At 73.7% G+C, this 17,932-nt stretch carries 18 protein-coding genes; 7 read left to right on the top strand and 11 right to left on the bottom strand.

Annotated features, from left to right (window positions below; genetic code table 11):
• Positions 1-7 precede the first annotated feature (7 nt).
• Positions 8-913, top strand: a complete 906-nt coding sequence (locus ACYU7H_RS11215) for a hypothetical protein (protein ID WP_460814753.1) — start codon at positions 8-10, stop codon at positions 911-913.
• Positions 914-928: 15 nt separating this feature from the next.
• Here ACYU7H_RS11215 and ACYU7H_RS11210 read toward each other — a convergent pair whose 3' ends face one another.
• The 5 genes from ACYU7H_RS11210 to ACYU7H_RS11190 all read right to left on the bottom strand — a co-directional run bounded on the left by ACYU7H_RS11210 (position 929) and on the right by ACYU7H_RS11190 (position 3,950).
• Positions 929-1,630: an RDD family protein gene (locus tag ACYU7H_RS11210; protein ID WP_460814751.1), complete on the bottom strand. Its 702-nt coding sequence runs from the start codon at positions 1,628-1,630 to the stop codon at positions 929-931.
• A complete protein-coding gene (tatC, locus tag ACYU7H_RS11205) occupies positions 1,612-2,361 on the bottom strand; it encodes a twin-arginine translocase subunit TatC (protein WP_460814749.1) in 750 nt (249 codons plus the stop codon). Before tatC ends, ACYU7H_RS11210 begins: the two co-directional genes overlap by 19 nt.
• Positions 2,351-2,683, bottom strand: a complete 333-nt coding sequence (gene tatB / locus ACYU7H_RS11200) for a Sec-independent protein translocase protein TatB (RefSeq protein WP_460814747.1) — start codon at positions 2,681-2,683, stop codon at positions 2,351-2,353. The genes tatC and tatB overlap by 11 nt, the downstream gene beginning before the upstream one ends.
• Positions 2,684-2,723: 40 nt before the next feature.
• Positions 2,724-2,966: a twin-arginine translocase TatA/TatE family subunit gene (tatA, locus tag ACYU7H_RS11195; RefSeq protein ID WP_460814745.1), complete on the bottom strand. Its 243-nt coding sequence runs from the start codon at positions 2,964-2,966 to the stop codon at positions 2,724-2,726.
• Positions 2,967-3,062: 96 nt separating this feature from the next.
• Entirely contained in the window at positions 3,063-3,950 is an 888-nt protein-coding gene (locus tag ACYU7H_RS11190; protein ID WP_460815049.1) for a lipid-binding SYLF domain-containing protein, read from the bottom strand.
• 197 nt (positions 3,951-4,147) lie between these two features.
• On the opposite strand from ACYU7H_RS11190, the gene hemH reads away from it, so the two are divergent.
• Both hemH and ACYU7H_RS11180 read left to right on the top strand, forming a co-directional pair.
• Positions 4,148-5,200: a ferrochelatase gene (gene hemH / locus ACYU7H_RS11185; RefSeq protein WP_460814743.1), complete on the top strand. Its 1,053-nt coding sequence runs from the start codon at positions 4,148-4,150 to the stop codon at positions 5,198-5,200.
• Positions 5,200-6,093, top strand: coding sequence for an alpha/beta fold hydrolase (locus ACYU7H_RS11180; protein ID WP_460814741.1), 894 nt, complete (start codon positions 5,200-5,202; stop codon positions 6,091-6,093). Before hemH ends, ACYU7H_RS11180 begins: the two co-directional genes overlap by 1 nt.
• A gap of 6 nt (positions 6,094-6,099) precedes the next feature.
• Here the strand turns inward: ACYU7H_RS11180 and ACYU7H_RS11175 are convergent, their stop codons facing one another.
• The 3 genes from ACYU7H_RS11175 to ttcA all read right to left on the bottom strand — a co-directional run bounded on the left by ACYU7H_RS11175 (position 6,100) and on the right by ttcA (position 8,846).
• Positions 6,100-6,891, bottom strand: a complete 792-nt coding sequence (locus ACYU7H_RS11175) for a M48 family metallopeptidase (RefSeq protein WP_460814739.1) — start codon at positions 6,889-6,891, stop codon at positions 6,100-6,102.
• 26 nt (positions 6,892-6,917) lie between these two features.
• Complete coding sequence (locus tag ACYU7H_RS11170; RefSeq protein WP_460814738.1) at positions 6,918-7,823, bottom strand: recombination-associated protein RdgC; 906 nt, start codon at positions 7,821-7,823, stop codon at positions 6,918-6,920.
• Between the two features lie 117 nt (positions 7,824-7,940).
• On the bottom strand, positions 7,941-8,846 hold the full coding sequence (gene ttcA, locus ACYU7H_RS11165) for a tRNA 2-thiocytidine(32) synthetase TtcA (RefSeq protein ID WP_460814736.1): 906 nt from the start codon (positions 8,844-8,846) through the stop codon (positions 7,941-7,943).
• 122 nt (positions 8,847-8,968) lie between these two features.
• On the opposite strand from ttcA, the gene ACYU7H_RS11160 reads away from it, so the two are divergent.
• Positions 8,969-9,151 (top strand): YdcH family protein, encoded by a 183-nt coding sequence (locus ACYU7H_RS11160; RefSeq protein WP_460815048.1) that lies wholly within the window; start codon positions 8,969-8,971, stop codon positions 9,149-9,151.
• A gap of 6 nt (positions 9,152-9,157) precedes the next feature.
• Here ACYU7H_RS11160 and plsB read toward each other — a convergent pair whose 3' ends face one another.
• The 3 genes from plsB to ACYU7H_RS11145 all read right to left on the bottom strand — a co-directional run bounded on the left by plsB (position 9,158) and on the right by ACYU7H_RS11145 (position 13,997).
• Positions 9,158-11,899, bottom strand: coding sequence for a glycerol-3-phosphate 1-O-acyltransferase PlsB (gene plsB, locus ACYU7H_RS11155; RefSeq protein ID WP_460814735.1), 2,742 nt, complete (start codon positions 11,897-11,899; stop codon positions 9,158-9,160).
• Positions 11,900-11,945: 46 nt separating this feature from the next.
• On the bottom strand, positions 11,946-12,887 hold the full coding sequence (locus ACYU7H_RS11150; protein ID WP_460814733.1) for a hypothetical protein: 942 nt from the start codon (positions 12,885-12,887) through the stop codon (positions 11,946-11,948).
• 216 nt (positions 12,888-13,103) lie between these two features.
• A complete protein-coding gene (locus ACYU7H_RS11145; protein ID WP_460814731.1) occupies positions 13,104-13,997 on the bottom strand; it encodes a 5'-nucleotidase, lipoprotein e(P4) family in 894 nt (297 codons plus the stop codon).
• A 296-nt stretch (positions 13,998-14,293) separates the two neighbouring features.
• Here ACYU7H_RS11145 and ACYU7H_RS11140 point away from each other — a divergent pair, with 296 nt between their 5' ends.
• The 3 genes from ACYU7H_RS11140 (at position 14,294) to ACYU7H_RS11130 (ending at position 17,932) form a co-directional block, all read left to right on the top strand.
• A complete protein-coding gene (locus ACYU7H_RS11140) occupies positions 14,294-14,791 on the top strand; it encodes a Csu type fimbrial protein (protein WP_460814729.1) in 498 nt (165 codons plus the stop codon).
• A 2-nt stretch (positions 14,792-14,793) separates the two neighbouring features.
• Positions 14,794-15,501 (top strand): fimbrial biogenesis chaperone, encoded by a 708-nt coding sequence (locus tag ACYU7H_RS11135; protein ID WP_460814728.1) that lies wholly within the window; start codon positions 14,794-14,796, stop codon positions 15,499-15,501.
• A gap of 169 nt (positions 15,502-15,670) precedes the next feature.
• Positions 15,671-17,932, top strand: a complete 2,262-nt coding sequence (locus tag ACYU7H_RS11130; RefSeq protein ID WP_460814726.1) for a fimbria/pilus outer membrane usher protein — start codon at positions 15,671-15,673, stop codon at positions 17,930-17,932.

The following is a 17,932-nucleotide window of genomic DNA, read 5'->3' as shown; positions in this document are numbered from 1 at the left end:
GAGTTCCATGGCGATTCGCGCGATGCCCGCGGGGGCGGGGCTGGGCTGGCTGAAGCATGCGGTGAACCTCGGGCGCAGCAACGCCCGCGCGATCTTCGGCGGTGCCGCGCTGCTGCTGGTCGCCGTGTTCGTGGTGGCGCTCGGCGTGAGCCTGCTGATGGGCGGCGTCGCCGCGGCGACGTCGCCGGGCACGACCGGCATGATGGCCATCTCGCTGCTCACCATCCTGCCGCTGATGCTGGTCATGGCGATGCTGATGGTCGGCTACCTGCGGCTGATCGACGCGGTCGAGCACGGGCGTCCCGCGCGCGCGCTGGACGTGCTCGGCGGCTTCCGCGACACCACCACCAGCCTGCGCGCGATCGGCTTCATCCTGCTGGTCACGATCGTGCAGAACCTGCTGGTCGCCGGCGTCGTCGCGGTGCTCGCGCCCGAGGTCGGCAGCTGGTACCTCGAGACGCTGCAGGCGTCCGTGCCCGGTCAGGCGCCGCCGGACGCGACGCCACCGCAGGGGTTCGGCCTCGTGTTCGTCGCGATGGTGGTGCTCGGCCTGTTCTTCTACGCGCTGCAGGCGGTCGGCCTGGGCCAGGTCGCGCTGCGCGGGCGCGGCGTCGTCGAGGCGTTCGTCGACGGCTTCTCCGGCGCACTGCGCAACCTGCTGCCGTTGCTGGTGTTCGGCGTGGTGATGCTGCTGGCGGTCGTCGCCTTCGCACTCGTGGGCGCGCTGCTGGCGGCGGTGATCGCCCTGCTGGGCAAGGCGGTCGGCGCCTGGATCGTCGTGGTGCTGGGCGCGCCGCTCTACGTCGCGGTGATCGTGGCGGTCATCGTGGTCATGTTCGGCGTCATGTACTACCTGTGGCGCGACGTGGCCGGCGACGGAGCCGGGACTGACGACGGCGCGGTCGCCGCCTGACGCGGCGCGCGTCGGTCAGCCGACGCCCAGCGCGGCCGCCAGGCCGTCGTGCATCCACTGGAACAGCCATGCCGGCAGCGCCAGCGTGCCCGCGCCGGCCAGCCAGAGCCAGGCGGTCGCCCACGGGGGCAGCGGGCGGTCGGGCCCGTACACCTGCGTGCGCGCGATGCGGTCGTGGAGCGCCTGGTGCGCCGGTGGCACCAGCGCCCATGCGTGCCCCAGGTTGAGGGTGACCCAGGACAGCGTGCCGGCGACATTGCGCGCGAGGCTGCGCCCGGGTGACATGCGTGCGGCGGGGTCGTTCGCGGGCGCCACGTGCAGCCCGAGCAGCCGCTTGCCCGGCGACCCGCGCCAGCGCCCGCATTCGCCGGCGACGTGCAGCGCCACCATTGCGAGCGCGAAGACCCCGGCCGTCGGAAGCATGGCCACCACCAGGTGGGTCGCCAGCGCGTTCGCCTGCGCGGCAAGTCCGCTGCCGGCCAGCGCGGCCAGCAGCGCCGCGGGGGCGCCGCCCGGCGATGCCTCCGCGTCCAGCAGCCCGACCATCGACGCGACCAGGGCGTCGCGCGGGGCCGCCAGCGCCTCCGCCAGGCCGGCCAGCCCGCGCCACGTGGCCGCGACCGCGACCGCCGACGCAGGCACGGCATCGAGCGTCCATGCCGCCACGCGGCGCGCGAACGGCGCGGGGCCGCATTGCGTCACTTCGGCGCGAGCCACCGCGCGAGCAGGATGCCGACTTCGTACAGCGCGACCATCGGCAGGGCCAGCAGCACCTGCGACACCCCGTCCGGCGGCGTGATGATCGCCGCGACCACGAAGATGCCGACGATCACGTAGCCGCGCGCGTGCGCCAGCTGCGCCGGCGACACCCAGCCCAGCAGCGCGAGGATCAGGACCGCCACGGGCACCTCGAAGCCGAGTCCCGCGGCCAGGAACATCACCAGCACGAAATCCAGGTAGCGGCTGATGTCGGTCATCATCGCCACGCCTTCCGGCGCGCTGGCGGTGAGGAACGCGAACATCGCCGGCAGCACCACGTAGTACGCGAACGCGCAGCCGGCGTAGAACAGCGCCACAGACGACACCAGCAGCGGCATGGCGAGCCGCTTCTCGCGCCGGTACAGCCCCGGGGCGACGAACGCCCACAGCTGGTAGAGCACCACGGGCGTGGCCAGCAGCAGCGCGGCGAACAGCGCCAGCTTGATCGGCGCGAGGAACGGCGAGGCGACCTCGATCGCGATCAGCTGCCCGCCCTCGGGCAGCCGCGCGAGCAGTGGCGCGGCCAGCCAGGCGTAGAGGTCGTTGGCGAAGGGCAGCAGCGCCGCGAAGGCGACGACGAGGGCGAGCACGGCCCGGAGCAGGCGCGAGCGCAGCTCCAGCAGGTGCGCGACCAGCCCGGGTTCACGGTCGGCCGCGCCTGCCTCCGCGCTGCCGGGCTCACCCGTCACGGCGGTCGTTCCGCGATGCGTCTTCGCCGGCGTCCCCGGGCGGCGTGCCGTCCGCCACGCGGCCCGTTTCGATGTCCCGCGCGGTGGCTTCGAGGTCACGGCGCAGGCTGTCGCCGGCCTCGCGGGCCTCGGCCAGGCTCCGGCGCAGGTCCTCGTCGGCCAGTTCGCGGTCCAGTTCGGCCTTCACCGTGTACCAGTGCGCGCGCGCGCGGCGCACGAACAGGCCCAGCATCCGGGCCGCGCGCGGCAGCCGCTCCGGACCGAGCACGATGAGCGCGACGACGCCGACGATCAGCAGCTCGCTGAAGCCGATCTCGAACATGGCGGGTGCGGGGCGGGCGCGGCGCGCGGGGCGCCGGCGCTCAGGCCCCGTCGCGGGGGTGGTCGGCGGGGTCGCGGTCCCGCGAGGCGCCGGCCTGCCCGGCATCGCGCCGGTCCTCGCCGAGCTTCGGCGGCGGCGCGTCCTGCGCGTCGTCGCCCTGCATGCCCTTCTTGAAGCCGCGCACGCCCTCGCCGAGGTCCTTGCCGAGGTTGGCCAGCCGCTTGGTGCCGAACACCAGCAGCACGATGACCAGGACGATCAGCAGTTCCTTCCAACCGATCACGGCGGGCACTCCGCTCAGGACGCAGGAGGGAAAGGATAGCGCAGCGCCGCGTGGCGCCGCGCATGGCCGGCCCGCCCGGCGGGTGGACCGGGCCGGTCAGGGCAGCGGTTCGACCTGCGTGGCGTCCTCGTCGGCCGGCTCGACCGTCTCGAACGCGCCCGGCGCCGACGACGCGTCGCGGGCAGGGGCCACGGGCGCCGTGGTCGCCGCGCCCGCCCGGGCGGCGGCGTCCGCGTTTGCCGGCGGCGTGGCGGGCGCGCGCGTGCTTCCGAGCGGCCGCTCCGTGCCGCGGGCGTATCGCGCGGCCGCGGTCGCCTCTTCCAGGCTGTCGCGGAAGCCGGTGATCGCCTCGCCGGCACGACCCTGCGCCCGGCCTTCGAAGATCATGCGGGGCGTGGTGCCCGTCCCGTACGCGGCGACGTTGGCGGCGTCGTCGATCGACAGCACCGCGCCGTCCAGCGCCACGCCCGCGAACAGGCCGCGCGCGCGGGACCAGGACCAGATCTCCGCCTTGAGCTCGCCGTCGGTGGCGACCGCCGCGGTCCGGCCGACCGGGCCGGCGGCCACGCCGGCATCCGCGCCGAGGGTGAACTCGCCGTTGACGATGCCCTCCAGCCCGCGCGGGCTGTTGAACACCAGCACGATGTCGGAGGACTGCACGCCGGCCTGCAGCCCGATGCTGCCGCCGGTGAGCTTGATGAAGCTGGGCGCCGACCAGGTGCCGTCCGGCGACTTCACCGCGAGCAGGCCGTGGCCGCGGCGGCCGCCGATGAAGAGGCCGGCCTTGAGCGTGTCGGGAATCACCGCGATCGCATGGGCCTGGTCGAGCAGCTTGTCGGGGATCGCGGACTCGGGGATCGACTGGATCTCGCGCACCACGCGCGTGGCGTTGCGGGCGCGTTCGTCCTCGCGCGGGCCGGCGGCGGCGGCAAGGCTCGTGGACAGCAGCACGAGGGCGGCGGCCAGCGCCGCGGCGCGGCGCAGTCGGGCGGTCTTGGAGACGGGCATGGCTTGCTCCGGGCGTTCGGAAGTGGCGCGGCGGGGTGCCGCGGACAGGCGGAGTTCACGTTAGGCGCGAGGCGATGAATCCGGTCTGAGCCGTCCTGGAGGCACCCGCCGACGGGAATGATCGTGGCACGTCCGCGCATGCAACGCGCCGCGCCGCCTGCCATCCTATGCCGATGCCAGCGACCGCCAGCACCCCGCACGCACCGCCCGTGCCGGACGATACCGCCCCCGACGCCGTCGTGCTGGTCAACCTCGGCACGCCCGACGTGCCCACCGCGCGGGCCGTGCGCCGCTACCTCGCCGAATTCCTGCACGACCACCGCGTCGTCCAGCTCACGCGCTGGCTGTGGTGCCCGATCCTGCATTTCGCGATCCTGCCGCTGCGCGGGCCGCGCGTGGCCGAAAAGTACGCACAGGTCTGGATGGACGGGCCCGATGGCGGCTCGCCGCTCGCGGTCCACACGCGCCGCCTGGCGGAGGCGGTCGCGGTCGAACTGCCGGGGATCCGGGTCGTGCACGCCATGCGCTACGGATCGCCCGCCCTGCCGGCCATCCTGTCGTCCCTGCGCGGGGCCGGTTGCCGGCGGGTGCGGGTGCTGCCGCTCTACCCGCAGTTCTCGACCACGACGACCGCCTCGGTGCGGGACGTGCTGGAGCGGGACGCGGACGCCGCCGCCGGCGACATGACGGTCGAGATGGTCGAGGACTACCACCTCGATCCGGCCTGGGTGGCGGCGGTCGCGGATTCGATCCGCGCGTACCGCGCGGTCCACGGCGCGGGCGAGCGGCTGCTGTTCTCCTTCCACGGCATCCCGCAGCGACTCGCGCGGGACGGGGATCCGTACCCCGGGCAGTGCGAGGCCTCGTTCCGGGCCATCCTCGGCGCACTCGGCGCGTCGCCCGATGGCGCACCGCCGTCGCAGGCGCTGCTCACCTACCAGTCGCGCTTCGGGCGCGAGCCCTGGCTGCAGCCGTACACCGACAGGACGCTCGAAGCATTGGCCCGGGACGGCGTGCGCACCGTCGACGTCGTGTGCCCGGGCTTCGCCGTCGACTGCCTGGAGACGCTCGAGGAGATCGCCCTGCAGAACGCGGCCGTGTTCAGGGCCGCGGGGGGCGACCGGCTGCGCTACATCCCGTGCCTCAACGCATCGCCCGGGCATGCGCGCGCGCTGGCACGGATCGCGATGGACGCGCGCGGATCATCCATCGGGTCGGAACGCTGATGCGCGAGGTCGAACTCGACACGCCCTACGGCCGCCTGGCCGGCCTGCGCTTCGGCGACGCCAGCGGCGAACCCGTGCTCGCGCTGCACGGCTGGCTGGACAACGCCGCGAGCTTCGTCCCGATCGCCGCGCACCTGCCCGGCATCGACCTGGTCGCGCTGGACCTGCCCGGGCACGGACGCAGCGACCACCTGCCGGCGAGCGCCGAGTACTCGCTGCCCGGCACCGTGCACACCGTCCTCGATGCCGCGGACGCACTCGGATGGGCGCGGTTCGGCGTGCTCGGCCATTCGATGGGCGCGGCGATCGGCAGCATCCTCGCGGCCGCGGCACCGGACCGGGTGGCGCGGTTCGCCGCGATCGAGGCGCTCGGCGCGCTGGCGGACGCCGAGGACCACACGACCACCCGCCTGCGCGAGGCCGTCACCGCGCGGCGCGCCCTGCGCGGCAAGCCGATGCGCGTGTTCCCCGACATCGAAACGGCGGTGCACGCCCGCGTGCACCTGGGCGTGCTCGGTGCGAACGGCCTCGACGCGCCGCTCGCGCGCCTGCTGGTCGAACGCGGCATGCGCCCGGCCGAGGGCGGCTGGTCGTGGTCGACGGACCAGCGCCTCACCATCAGCACCGCGCTGCGCATGACCGAGGGCCAGGTGCGCGACCTGCTCGCGCACATCGAGTGCCCCGTGCGCGCGGTCTACGCCGAGCCGGCGCAGCCGTACTTCCCCGAACCGTTGCGCCAGGCGCGCGCGGCGCTGCTGCCCGCGGGCGCGGTCACGCGGCTGGCGGGCGACCACCACCTGCACATGACCAACCCGGCGGGGGTCGCGGACGTGCTGGCGGCGTTCCTTCGGGGCGAGCGCGACGGCACGCTGCCCGCCATGCCGCCCCGCTGACACGCGTCAGCCGGCAGGGTCGTGCGCCAGCAGGGCGCGCAGGCTCGCCTTCAGCTGCCGTCCGTTCGCACGGAACCACTCGCGCTGCACGCGCCAGCCCGGGCAGCGCGCATCGACTTCGCGCCAGTACGCGGGCGAGTGGTCGGCGCGGACCAGGTGGCACAGTTCGTGGACGAGCACGTATTCGAAGGCCGCGGGCGGCGCGAGCACGAGCGCGAGGTCCAGGGCGACCGTGCCGTCGGGACTGAGCGATCCCCATTGCGAGGACATCACCTTCAACCGCACCTGGCGCGGCGACCGCGGCAGGCCGGCGAGGTAGCGCGGCATCCAGCGGCCGACATCGGCGCGCGCTTCGGCGGCGTAGAAGTCGCGCAACGCACGCACGAGCGCACCGTGGCCGGCGCGCCCGGTCACGTGGAACACGAGGCCGTCGCCTTCCTCCGCGACGCGCGTGAACCGGCCCTCGCGCCACGACAGCGGACGCGCGATGCCACGCAGGGGCAGGGAAGCCGTCCCGCCCGGCCGCAGCGGGTCGCCGGGCTCGAGCGCGAACCGCTCCAGCTGGCGCGCGATCCACTCCCGGTGCTCGGCGACGAAGCGGTCCCCGGACGCGAGGCTGGCGCGCGGCGGCAGCGTCAGGCGCGCCCCGCGCTCGTCCACGGACAGGCGCAGGCGACGCGCACGCGGATGGCGCACGCGCGCGACCTCGACCACGCGACCGTCCGCCAGTGCGAGCGACAGGGCGTCGGGCGCGTCCGGGGCAGGCGTGGGCGCCAGCAGGCGGCGGAGCGGGGGCATGCGCGGAGTGTAGGCGCGTGCGCGCTTCAGCCGTCGACCTTCGACAGCTTGAGCGCCGGCTCCAGCACCGCGAACAGCCGGCGCAGTTCGCCGCTCATCAGCGCGAACCGCGCGTCCAGCTCGGCCTTCACGTCGTCGCGGTCGGTGGATTCGAGCTGGTCCACGGCGCCGTCGAGCAGCTTGAACTTGCGCACGACCAGGTCGTCGCCGAGCACGAAGCTGGCGTGGTCGTCGAGCACCAGCGCCAGGCGGGCGACCTGCTTGCCGGACTCCAGGTGCTTGGCGATCTCCTCGCCCGACAGTTCCATGCGCTGCACCTTCACCACGGCGCCGGTGTCGGCCGGGTCGCGCAGCTCGCACTCGTCGCCGAGCGACAGGCCCTCGGGCAGCGGTTCGCCCGCGATCCAGCCCGTGAGCACGCTGCGCGGCGCGACCTCGGCATTCAGCGGCAGCGCGGGAAAACTGCCGATCGCCGTGCGCACTTCCGAGGCCACCGCCTCGGCGGACTTGCGGGACGACGTGTCGACCGCCAGCAGGCCGAGCTCCGCGTCGAGGATCGCGTCGGTCCGCACCGGGCGCACGAACGCGCGGGGCAGCAGGTCGTGCAGCAACTCCTCCTTCAGGCGCTTGCGCGCGCGGCCGCCGGGGCGGCGTCCCTCGCGTTCCTCGATTTCCGCCAGCTTCTTGGACAGCAGGTCGTTGACGACCGCGCCCGGCAGGATCTTGTCCTCGCCGCCGACGGCGATCCACGTGGCGCCGGAGATGGCGTGCGTCATCGCTTCCGCGTCGCGGCCCATCGGGGCCACGAAGCCGCGCGACGACATGTCGAGCGGACCGACGGGCTTGAGCGCGTGGTCGGCGAGGCGGGGTTCGAGGTCGGACAGGTCCAGCGAAGAGGGGAAGCGGAACAGCGTCAGGTTGCGGAAGAACATCGAATCGGGAATCCGGTAGTGAATGGGCGGCTGTCGTCCCGAACGCAGCGAGGGACCTGCTTCCTGTTCGATCCAGCGTGGAAAAGCAGGTCCCTCGCTGCGCTCGGGACGATGGGGTCAGTCGTCGGCCGGCGGGGTGCCGGCCAGCCACGCGTGCGCATCGTGCAGGCCGGTGGCGCCGTCGCGGCCGAGCGCCAGGAAATCGAACAGCTTCGGGTCGCTCAACTGCGACGGGCGGATGTCGCCCAGCGCGCGCGCGATCGTCTCGATGCGCCCCGGCGACTCGCGTTCCCACTCGGCCATCATCCGCTGCACCTGCTTGCGCTGCAGGTTCTCCTGCGAGCCGCACAGGTTGCAGGGAATGATCGGGAATTCGCGCAGGCGCGCGTACCCGGCGATGTCGCTCTCGCGCACGTAGGCCAGTGGGCGGATGACCACGTGCCGGCCGTCGTCCGAAAGCAGCTTCGGCGGCATCCCCGACAGCTTGGCGTGGAAGAACAGGTTGAGGAAGAACGTCGCCACCAGGTCGTCGCGGTGGTGTCCCAGCGCGATCTTCGTGAAGCCGTGTTCCGCCGCGTAGGTGTACAGCGCGCCGCGGCGCAGGCGCGAGCACAGCGAGCACATCGTCTTGCCTTCCGGCACGACGCGGCTCACGACCGAGTAGGTGTCCTGCTCGATCACGTGGAAGTCCACGCCGATCGAGCGCAGGTACGCCGGCAGCACGTGTTCCGGGAACCCCGGCTGCTTCTGGTCGAGGTTCACCGCGGTGATCGAGAAATCGACCGGCGCCCTGCGCTGCAGCTGCAGCAGCACGTCGAGCAGCGTGTAGCTGTCCTTGCCGCCGGACAGGCAGACCATCACCCGGTCGCCGGCCTGGATCATCCCGAAGTCGGCGATCGCGCGGCCGACCTGGTGGCGCAGCCGCTTGGCGAGCCGGTTGGCCTCGTGCGCGGCGCGACGCGGATCGCCCTGCGCGCTGCGCGGGGCCGGTTCGGCCAGCGGGATGGGAACGACGGACGACATCGGCGGGGGGCGGCGCGCGGGGGGCGGCCATTCTAGCCCCGGGCGCCCCGATGACGCGGCCGCGTGGCCGGCGTAGGCTTCACCGCGTGACGCAGACCCATGATCCCTCGGAACTCGCGCGCATGGCACGGCGCCTGACCGAGCTGCGCCTGGAGCATCGCGACCTCGATGCCGCGATCGCCGGCCTGCAGGCCGACATCGCCGCCGACGAACTCGCCGTCAAGCGGTTGAAGAAGCGCAAGCTCCAGCTCAAGGACATGATCACGCGGCTGGAAAGCGACCTGATCCCGGACGAGCCGGCCTGAGCGCGGCTACGTTGCGTCCGTGTCCGTGTCCGTGTCCGCGTCCCCGGCGGCCGGCACCGGCTCCCTGGCCGTTCCCGGGCTGACCTTCTCGATCGTGTGGCGCAGCTCGCGCCCCAGGATGACCTTCGCGTCGCGCGCCCACGCGTTCAGCCGCTCGTCGAAGGCGAGCTTGCCCTGCGGGTCCGGCCACACCAGCCGCAGCTCGCGCAGCTTGTGGATGAAGCCGCGGAACAGGGTGCGGTCGAAGAACTCCGGCGCGGCCGGCGCGTACAGCAGGCTCAGGCGCTGCGCGGCCTGCTGGCACAGGCTCTCCAGCTCGCCGGACGACAGCGTGCCCGAGCCGTTCTTGGCGAGTACCGAAATGGCGATGTAGTAGCGCTCGAACGCCTGCTGCAGTGAATGGCCGATCGCGCGCAGGCGGAACACCTCGTCGGTCTGCCCCGCGCTGCGCGCCAGGATTCCCGCGCCGTCCTCCCCGGTCTCGTGCAGCAGGCCCTCGCGCACGAACAGGTCCATCGTCGCCGACAGGCGCGCGGCGAAGCCGTCCTCGTCCCAGGGCAGGAACAGTTCGGACTGCAGGAACGGGTACACCGAACGGCCCAGCCGGAGCACCGCGTCGCGGGCCATGCGGCGATTGTTCTGGAAGCAGCACGCGATCCACGCCGGGGCGGTGAACAGGTGCAGCACGTTGTTGCGGAAGTAGCTCAGCAGCACCGCGGTGTCGCCGTCCACGCCGAGCACGTCGCCCAGCGGATGCGGCGTGCGCGAGAGCATGCCGATCTCCTCGCCGTGCGCCACGATCTCCTCCGGCGTGTGCGGGGTGACCGTCACGTGCGCCGAATACGGCAGTTCCGCCAGCAGGGTCTTGGACAGGGCGAGCTGGGCGAGCAGGTCGGCCTCGCCCATCGCGTGCTTGGGCGTGGACAGCAACGCCATCGCCAGCAGGTTGACCGGGTTCACGTCCGCGGCGCGGTTGACGTTGACCTGGATGCGCTGGGCGAGCGCGTCGACCGTGTCCGACAGCCAGTCGGGGCGATCGTCCTCGTCCAGCGGCGCGCCGTCCCAGTCGGGCGCGTGGCGGGCGAGCACGTCCGCCAGGCGGATCGGTTCGCCGAAGTTCACCACCACCTGGCCGTAGTTGCTGCGCAGCACCTTCGGGATGCCGGCCAGCAGCTGCCACACCGACTCCTTGCGCTTCGGCTTGCCGGACAGCTCGTCCAGGTAGCTGTTGCCCTCCATGAGCTTCTCGTAGCCGATGTAGACCGGCTGGAACAGCACCGGGCGCGTGGGCTGGCGCAGGAACGCGCGCACCGTCATCGCCACCATGCCGCCCTTCGGCGGGAGCAGCCGGCCGGTGCGCGAACGCCCGCCCTCGATGAAGTACTCCAGCGAATAACCGCCCGACACCAGCTGCGCGACGTACTCGGTGAACACCGCCGAATAGAGCGCGTTGCCGCGGAAGCTGCGGCGGATGAAGAACGCGCCGCCGCGCCGCAGGATGCTGCCCACGACCGGCAGGTCCAGGTTGATGCCCGCGGCGATGTGCGGCGGCACGATGCCGCGGGTGAAGAGCAGGTAGCTCAGCAGCAGGTAGTCCATGTGGCTGCGGTGGCAGGGCACGTAGACGACCTCGTGGCCGGGCGCGTCGGCCTTGACCTGGTCCAGGTGGTGGACCAGCACGCCGCGGTAGATCCGGTTCCACACCGGCGTGAGCAGGTAGGAGACCGAGCGCACGACCGGGTGCGAATAGTCGGCGGCGATCTCCCACACGTAGGCATGCGCCTTGCGCCAGGCGTCGGCCTGCGAAGTGTTGTCGCGACGCGCCTGGTCGGCGATCGCCTCCTTGACCGCCGGCGAGGAGAGCACCTTGTCGGCGAGCAGCCGGCGCGTGGACAGGTCCGGGCCGATCACCGCCGCGCGGATGCGGCGGAAGTGCGTGCGCAGGATCCGCGACAGCTTGCGGACCGAACGTTCCGGGTCCAACCCTTCCTCGCGGCCCTCGGACACGAACGCCTGCAGCGACACCGGCGGCGCGAATCGCACCTGCGTGTCGCGGCCGTTGAGCAGGATCGCGAGCAGCCGGCGGAAGCGGCCCACGATCGCCCAGTTCTCGGAGAACAGCACGCTGAACCAGCCACTGTTCTTGTCCGGCGCGCGGCCCACGAAGATGGACACCGGCACCAGTTGCACGTCGAGCGCGGGGTCGTCGCGATGGGCCTCGAGCAACCGCGCGAGCGAGCCCGAATGCGTCTTGCCGGGCGGTGGCGTCTTCTTGATCGCGGCGATCGGCGGCAACGGCCCGGCGTTCCGGCGGGAGAGCGCGACGTACGCCCGCTTGCGCCCCAGCGGGTCACCCGGGAGCGGGCGCAGCGGCGAGGGCAGGCCCGCCTCGAGGCAGGCGCGCTCGAGGATCAGCGCATTGGACAGGCCGTAGTCCTCGAGCACGTAGCAGACGGGCCGGTGGTCCACGTGCGCGGCCGGCGCCCTGGGCGTGACCTCGATTTCGATCCACGGGGCGAGCAGGCGGCCCAGCAGGCGCGCCCACCAGGGCCGCGGGGTCGCGGCGCCGGCCGGGGCCGGTGCCCGCGCGTCGACGGCGGCCTCGTCGCCGGACGGGTCCGTGCCGGGGACGACCGATCCGCCGGGCGGCCGCGCGCGGTCATCGGCGTCGCCTCGAGGCGATTCGCCGCCCGCCTGCGGGGCATCGGGGAACGGCAGCGGATCCTGTTGCGCGTCGGGCCTGGGCATCGTCGGGATTATCGCATCGGCGGCCGGGCCACCCCGGGCCGCGGCGTCAGGGTGATGCGGCCGCGGCGGTGGGCGGCGTGCTTGCGGGCGTGTCGGCGGGCATCGGCGTGGCCGGGCGGGACAGGGCCTGTTGCACGTGCCGCAGGCTGTCCTCCGGGTACCAGCGGCCGTCGATCCGGCGCACCGCGATCCTTGCTTCCACCGGTTCGCCCGCGAGTGTGTAGCTCAGCCGCACGCGGGCGTGCCGGCCGCGCTGCTCGACGACCTCGATCCGCGCGTCGGCCAGCGCCGCGTCCAGGTCCAGGCCGTAATCGGCGAAGGTGGCCAGCCATGCGGTGAAGAAGGGCTGCAGCCGGCGCAGGCTGTCGGCCATGCCGGCGCTGCGCAGGTCGCCGGGCGATGCGAGCCCGCTCTCGCGTGCCGCGGCCGCCAGGCGGTCGATCGCCGCATGCGCGCGCGCCCTGTCCGACAGCGGGGCGTCGCGTCCCCACGCCCCGACCGCCTCGACCAGGCGCGCGTAATGGTCCCGCTCGTCCTTGCCCAGGCGCGGATGCGTCCGCACGAACTCCGATCCGAACAGCGACAACGACATCGCCGCGGCGCGGAGTTCCCGGTCCGCACCCGCGAACTGGGCGTCGAAGGCGCCGTGCAGGCGGGCTTCGGATCCTTCCGCCGACAGCGTCGCCAGCATCGCGGGAAGCTTGTTGCCGAAGGGCAGTTCGGTCACCGGCCAGCGGCCGCGGCCGTCGCGCCATGCCGCCTCGAGTTGCGGACGGAGCGCCGGCGGCACCGCGTGGTCGGCGTAGCCGGCGGCGTCGCCGGACCGCACGAATCCGAGCAGGCGCTCGACCGCCGCCGCCGGGCTGTCGGCCCGGGCCGGCGCGCGGTCCGTGTCGCGCGCGCACGCGGCCAGCACGAGGGCCATTGCCAGCCCTGCGCAGCATCGGATCAGGTGGGCACCGGCGGGCGCCGGCGTGGCTCGGAACATCGTCGGCGTCTCCCCCGGGCGCTCGGCCGGCATCCTGCATGCCCCTGCCGGTCGCGGCAACCGGGCAAGAAAAAGGAGGCGCTGGGCCTCCTCAAGTCCGGACATGCCGGAGGACGTCGGTTGTGGCGGGGTTCCGGCCGGGCCGGTCGACCGGGAGCGTAGCGGTGGGCACGACCTGATGCAACACATCAGGCCCGGTCCGCAACGCCATGAATCCTATGGGGATCGATCGCCGGTGCGGAGCGCGTCGCGCTTGCGCTCGCGGCGCGCTTCGCGCGACAGCGACCAGTCCTCGTCGAACAGCGCGGGCTCCCATCCGCCGTAGCTCGGGTTCGGCAGCATCCACCAGCGGTCGCCGAAGCGCGCGCCATGCGCGGCGTACAGCGCCTGCCGGCTGTCGCGGTCGCCCGCGTCCTCGGCCACGAAGTCGCCCAGCTGGTCGCCCAGCATCAGCAGGACCCGGTAGCGGCCGCCCACCAGGCGGCGGCGGCACCGCTTGTCGCTGTCCCCGGGCTGGACGCAGCCGGGGACGGCCGTGCCCTTGCCGAGGAACACGTCGCCCGCCGCCACCGGGAAGCCGAGCGCGCGCAGGTTGGCGAGCGTCGCCGTCTCCTGCGCTTCGGTGCGGTTGCTCAGGTAGATCATCGTGATCCCGCGCGACTGCGCGGCGCGCGCGAAGGCCAGGGCGCCGGGGACGGCGACGGCCCTGGCCTCGCGGACCCAGGCATCCCAGCTGGCCGAGGTGTATTCCGCGCCCGTGCGCACCAGGCGCGCCTGGTAGGGCGAGTTGTCGAGCACCGTTTCGTCGACATCCACCACGATCGCGGGGGGAAGTCCGTCGAACGTGCCGCCATCGCGGTCGGATGCGACGAGCGCGTCCCAGGTCGGGTCGGCCAGCGCGGGATCGAGGCGGGCGGTTGCCGCGCGCCAGGTCTGCTCGGCGACCGCCGCGTACTCGGGCGCGGTCTGGATCCAGGCCACCGCGTTCAGGTTGTCGTCGGCGGCGGGCTGCGGGGCGTCCCCGCCATGAGGCGTCGTCGTCGCGCACGCGGCCAGCAACAGCAGCGGCAGGGCGGCGAGCCGGCGGCACACCGTGGCGGGAGGCGTCATGGCAGGACTCCGGGGCGGGCGGACGAGTGTAGTTGGCCGGCATCGCGGACGACCGGGGCGCCCCGGTTCGCGGCAGTTTCTGCCCCTGCGCGTCCATGCCCACCGGCGCGCGCGCCGTGACCGTGCGCACGAAACGAGCGCGACGCGGCACCTGTATGGACCGTGACCGCCATCGCGGGTTAGTCTCCGCGCGCCCCCGGTTGGCACGATCCGTGCAAAACGCACCCCGGGCAACGAACCGGCCACCCACGCGGTCCGGCGTTTCGGCCAACACCAGACCTTTCCGGAGTGACGCGATGAACATCCTGAAGTCTTCCCTGCTCGCCACCGCGCTCGTGGCCGCGGGCCTGTCCAGCGCCTCGGCCGGCACCGACACGGCCGATTTCGGCGTCCAGCTGGTCGTCCAGAACGCCTGCACCATCACCGCCGGCAACACGGCCTCGGACCTGGACTTCGGTTCGGTCACCGGCAATATCGCCGCCGACATCGACGGCAGCACCGACCTGACGGTCAACTGCAACAACGGCGCGATCTACGACATCGGCCTGGGCGCGGGCAACAACGCGAGCGGCGGCCAGCGGCGGATGTCGAACGGCACCCAGTTCGTCGACTACGACCTCTACCAGGACGCCGGCCGCACCACCGTGTGGGGCGCGCAGGGCAGCGGCGACGAGGTTGGCGGCACGGGCACCAACAGCGCGCAGACGATCACCGTCTACGGTCGCGTCCCGTCCGGCCAGTCGGTCGGTGCCGGCACGTACAACGACGTCGTGACGGCGACGATCGAGTTCTGAGGATGCGCGGCGCGCTCGCGCTCGCCTGCCTGCTGGCGATGTTCCCGGCCGGCCACGCCGTCGCGCGTGGCCAGCTGCAGGCGCATCCGACGCTGGTGGAACTGCAGCCATCGGATCGCGCCGGGCGGCTGGTGCTCGCCAACTCGGGCGACGCGCCGGTGTCCGCGCAGGTGCGGGTGTTCGACTGGCTGCAGCGCGACGGCGAGGACCGCCTCGCCCCGACCGACGCGATCGCGGTCAGCCCGATGATCACCACGATCCCGCCCGGGGGGCAGCAGGTGGTCCGTGTCGTGCGGCTGGGCGACGCGCCCGCCGGCGCCGATGCGACCTACCGGCTGGTGGTCGACGAACTGCCCGCGCCGGACGCCTCGCCGGCGGGAGCGATCGAGCTACGCCTGCGCTACGTGGTGCCCCTGTTCGCACGCGCCGCGGATGGCCGCGCGCCCGCGCTCGACTGCGGCGTCTCCCGCGACGTGCTGGCCTGCCGCAACGCGGGCGGGCGGGCGGCCCAGCTGGGCGCCACGCGCCTGGTCGATCCCGCGGGCGCGACCGCGGAACTCACCGACGGCCTGTTCGGGTACGTGTTGCCCGGCAGCGAGCGGCGCTGGACGCTGCCCGCGCCGGCCACCGCGTCCCTGCGGGCCGGGTGGCGGCTGGAGACACGGCTCAATGGCGAACCCGCCACCGTGCCGGTCACGCACCAGCCGTAGTCCCCTCGCGCGGGCGATCGCCCTCGGCCTCTGCTGCGCACCGGTCCTGGCCGTGGCGGCGGACGGGGGCGGCACACCCGCGAGCGCGCGCGCCGCGGGCGCAGGGACCGCCGGCGCCGCGACCGCGCCACTCACGCTGGAGGAACTGGGCCTGCCGGGGATCGGCGGCGTGTCCACGGACGCCGCGGTCGACGCCGACGCGGGCGCGCGCCTGTTCCTCGAAGTCTGGTTCGGCGACCGGCCGACCGGCCGGCTCGGCGAGTTCCGCCTGCGCGACGGGCGGCTGCACGCACGCGCGGATGCGCTGCGCGAACTCGACCTCGTCGTCGACGGCGCCCCAGCGGATGCGGGCGGATGGATCGCGCTGGACGACCTGCCGGGCCTGCGCCACGCCTACCTGCCGGCGCAGCAGCGGCTCGTGCTACACGTGCCCGCGGCGCTGCGTCCGCTCCAGCGCTTGGGCGACGCACCGGCCGGACCCGTCGACGCGCGGCGCGACGCGGGCCTGCTGGTCAACTACGACGGCTATGCGCGCAGCCTCGGCGGCGTCGACACGCTGTCGCTGTCGGCGATGGCGCGCCTGTTCGGTCGCTGGGGCGCCGTGGAGCACGGTGGCGTGCGCGCGTTCGGCGCGGGCGATGCCGGGTTCCGCCGGCTCGACACGCGCTGGACCTACGGCGACCCGCGGACGATGAGCACCTGGACCGTCGGCGACCTGGTCAGCGGCGGGCTGTCGTGGACGCGGCCCGTGCGCCTGGGCGGGGTCCAGTGGCGGCGCAACTTCGGGCTGCGGCCGGACCTGGTCACGTATCCATCCCCCGCGTTCGGCGGGGAGGCGACCGTGCCGTCCTCGGTGGAACTGCTGGTCGACAACGTCAGCCGCTTCAGCGCGGACGTCGACCAGGGCCCGTTCGTCATCGATGCGTTCCCGCGGATCACGGGCGCGGGCGAGGCGACCCTGCTCGTGCGCGATGCGCTCGGACGCGTCACCGAGACATCGGTGCCGCTGTACGTGGACTACCAGCGCCTGGCGCCCGGGCTGGCCGACTTCAGCCTCGAGGCGGGCCGCCTGCGGACCGGCTACGCCGGCGCGGACGACGGCTATGGCGACACCATGGTCGCCAGCGCGAGCTATCGACGCGGCATCACCCGCGCGCTGACCCTCGAAGGCCATCTCGAGGCCGGTGGCGACCTGCGCCTCGCGGGCGCCGGTGCGGTCTGGTCGCCCGGTCCGCGCGCCGGCGTGGTGAACGTCGCGGCCGCACGCGGCGGGCGGGACGAGACGTCCGGATGGTTGCGCAGCGCCGGCTACCAGTGGATGAGCCGGCGATTCGGGATCGAACTCCAGGCGCAGCGCTACGGCCGCGGCTACCGCGACCTGGGGGCCCTGGCCGTGGACGACCCGGTTGCCGACGGTACGGTGCCCTTCGACACCCGCCCGCGGGCGCGCGACCGTGCGTCGCTCTGGATGGCGCTGCCGCGCGGCACGCTCGGGTACTCGTGGGTACGTTCGGACGACTTCGGCGGCGAAGCCGACCGCATCCACGCGCTGACCTGGTCGCGTACCTGGGCGCATGGCCTGTACGCGTACGCCAGCGCCTTCGACAGCACCCGCGGCGGGCTGGGCATCAGCCTGAGCCTCAACCTCCCGCTCGGCCGGCGCCGCGATGCGCGGATGTCGGCCAACCATGCCGACGGGCGCGTCGATGCGACCCTGGGGCTCCGCCAGTCGGTGCCGTACGACACCGGCTGGGGCTGGGACGTGCAGGCCGGGCATCGCGCCGGCGACGCGCACGGGCGGGCCGCCGCCACTGTCCGCGGCCTGCATGGCGAGGCGACGCTCGGCATGGACCACGTCGACGGGGCCACGGGCGGCTTCGCGCAGGCGGCGGGCAGCCTGGTGTGGATGGGGGGCGGCCTGTTCGCGAGCCGGCGAGTGCAGGACGCTTTCGCGGTGGTCAGCACGCGCGGGGTACCCGGCGTCCCGGTGCTGTACGAGAACCGGCTGCTCGGGACCAGCGGGTCCGACGGCCTGCTGCTCGTCCCCGGACTGCGGGGCTGGCAGCGCAACCGCCTGGCGATCGATCCCGACGGCCTGGGCGCCGGCTACCGCCTGCCCCCGCTCGAGACGTTCGCCACGCCGGCCGACCAGGGCGCGGTCCTGGTGACGTTCGACATCGCGCGCATCCGCCCAGCGCGGGTCACGCTCCTGGATGCCGACGGCGCGCCCGTGCCCGCCGGCAGCCGTGGCGAACGGCCACATGGCGCGGGCCCGTTCCTGGTCGGGCTGGAGGGCGAGGCCTGGCTCGAGGACCACGCCGCCGGCGACGTGCTGTCGGTCGGCGACTGCCGGTATGCGCTGCCCCCGACGACCGGCGGGACCGACGGCGCACCGGTCCGCATCGGACCGCTCCCGTGCCTGGAGAACTGA

This window comes from Luteimonas pelagia (assembly GCF_054776035.1).
This window is presented reverse-complemented; position numbering and strand designations above follow the sequence as displayed.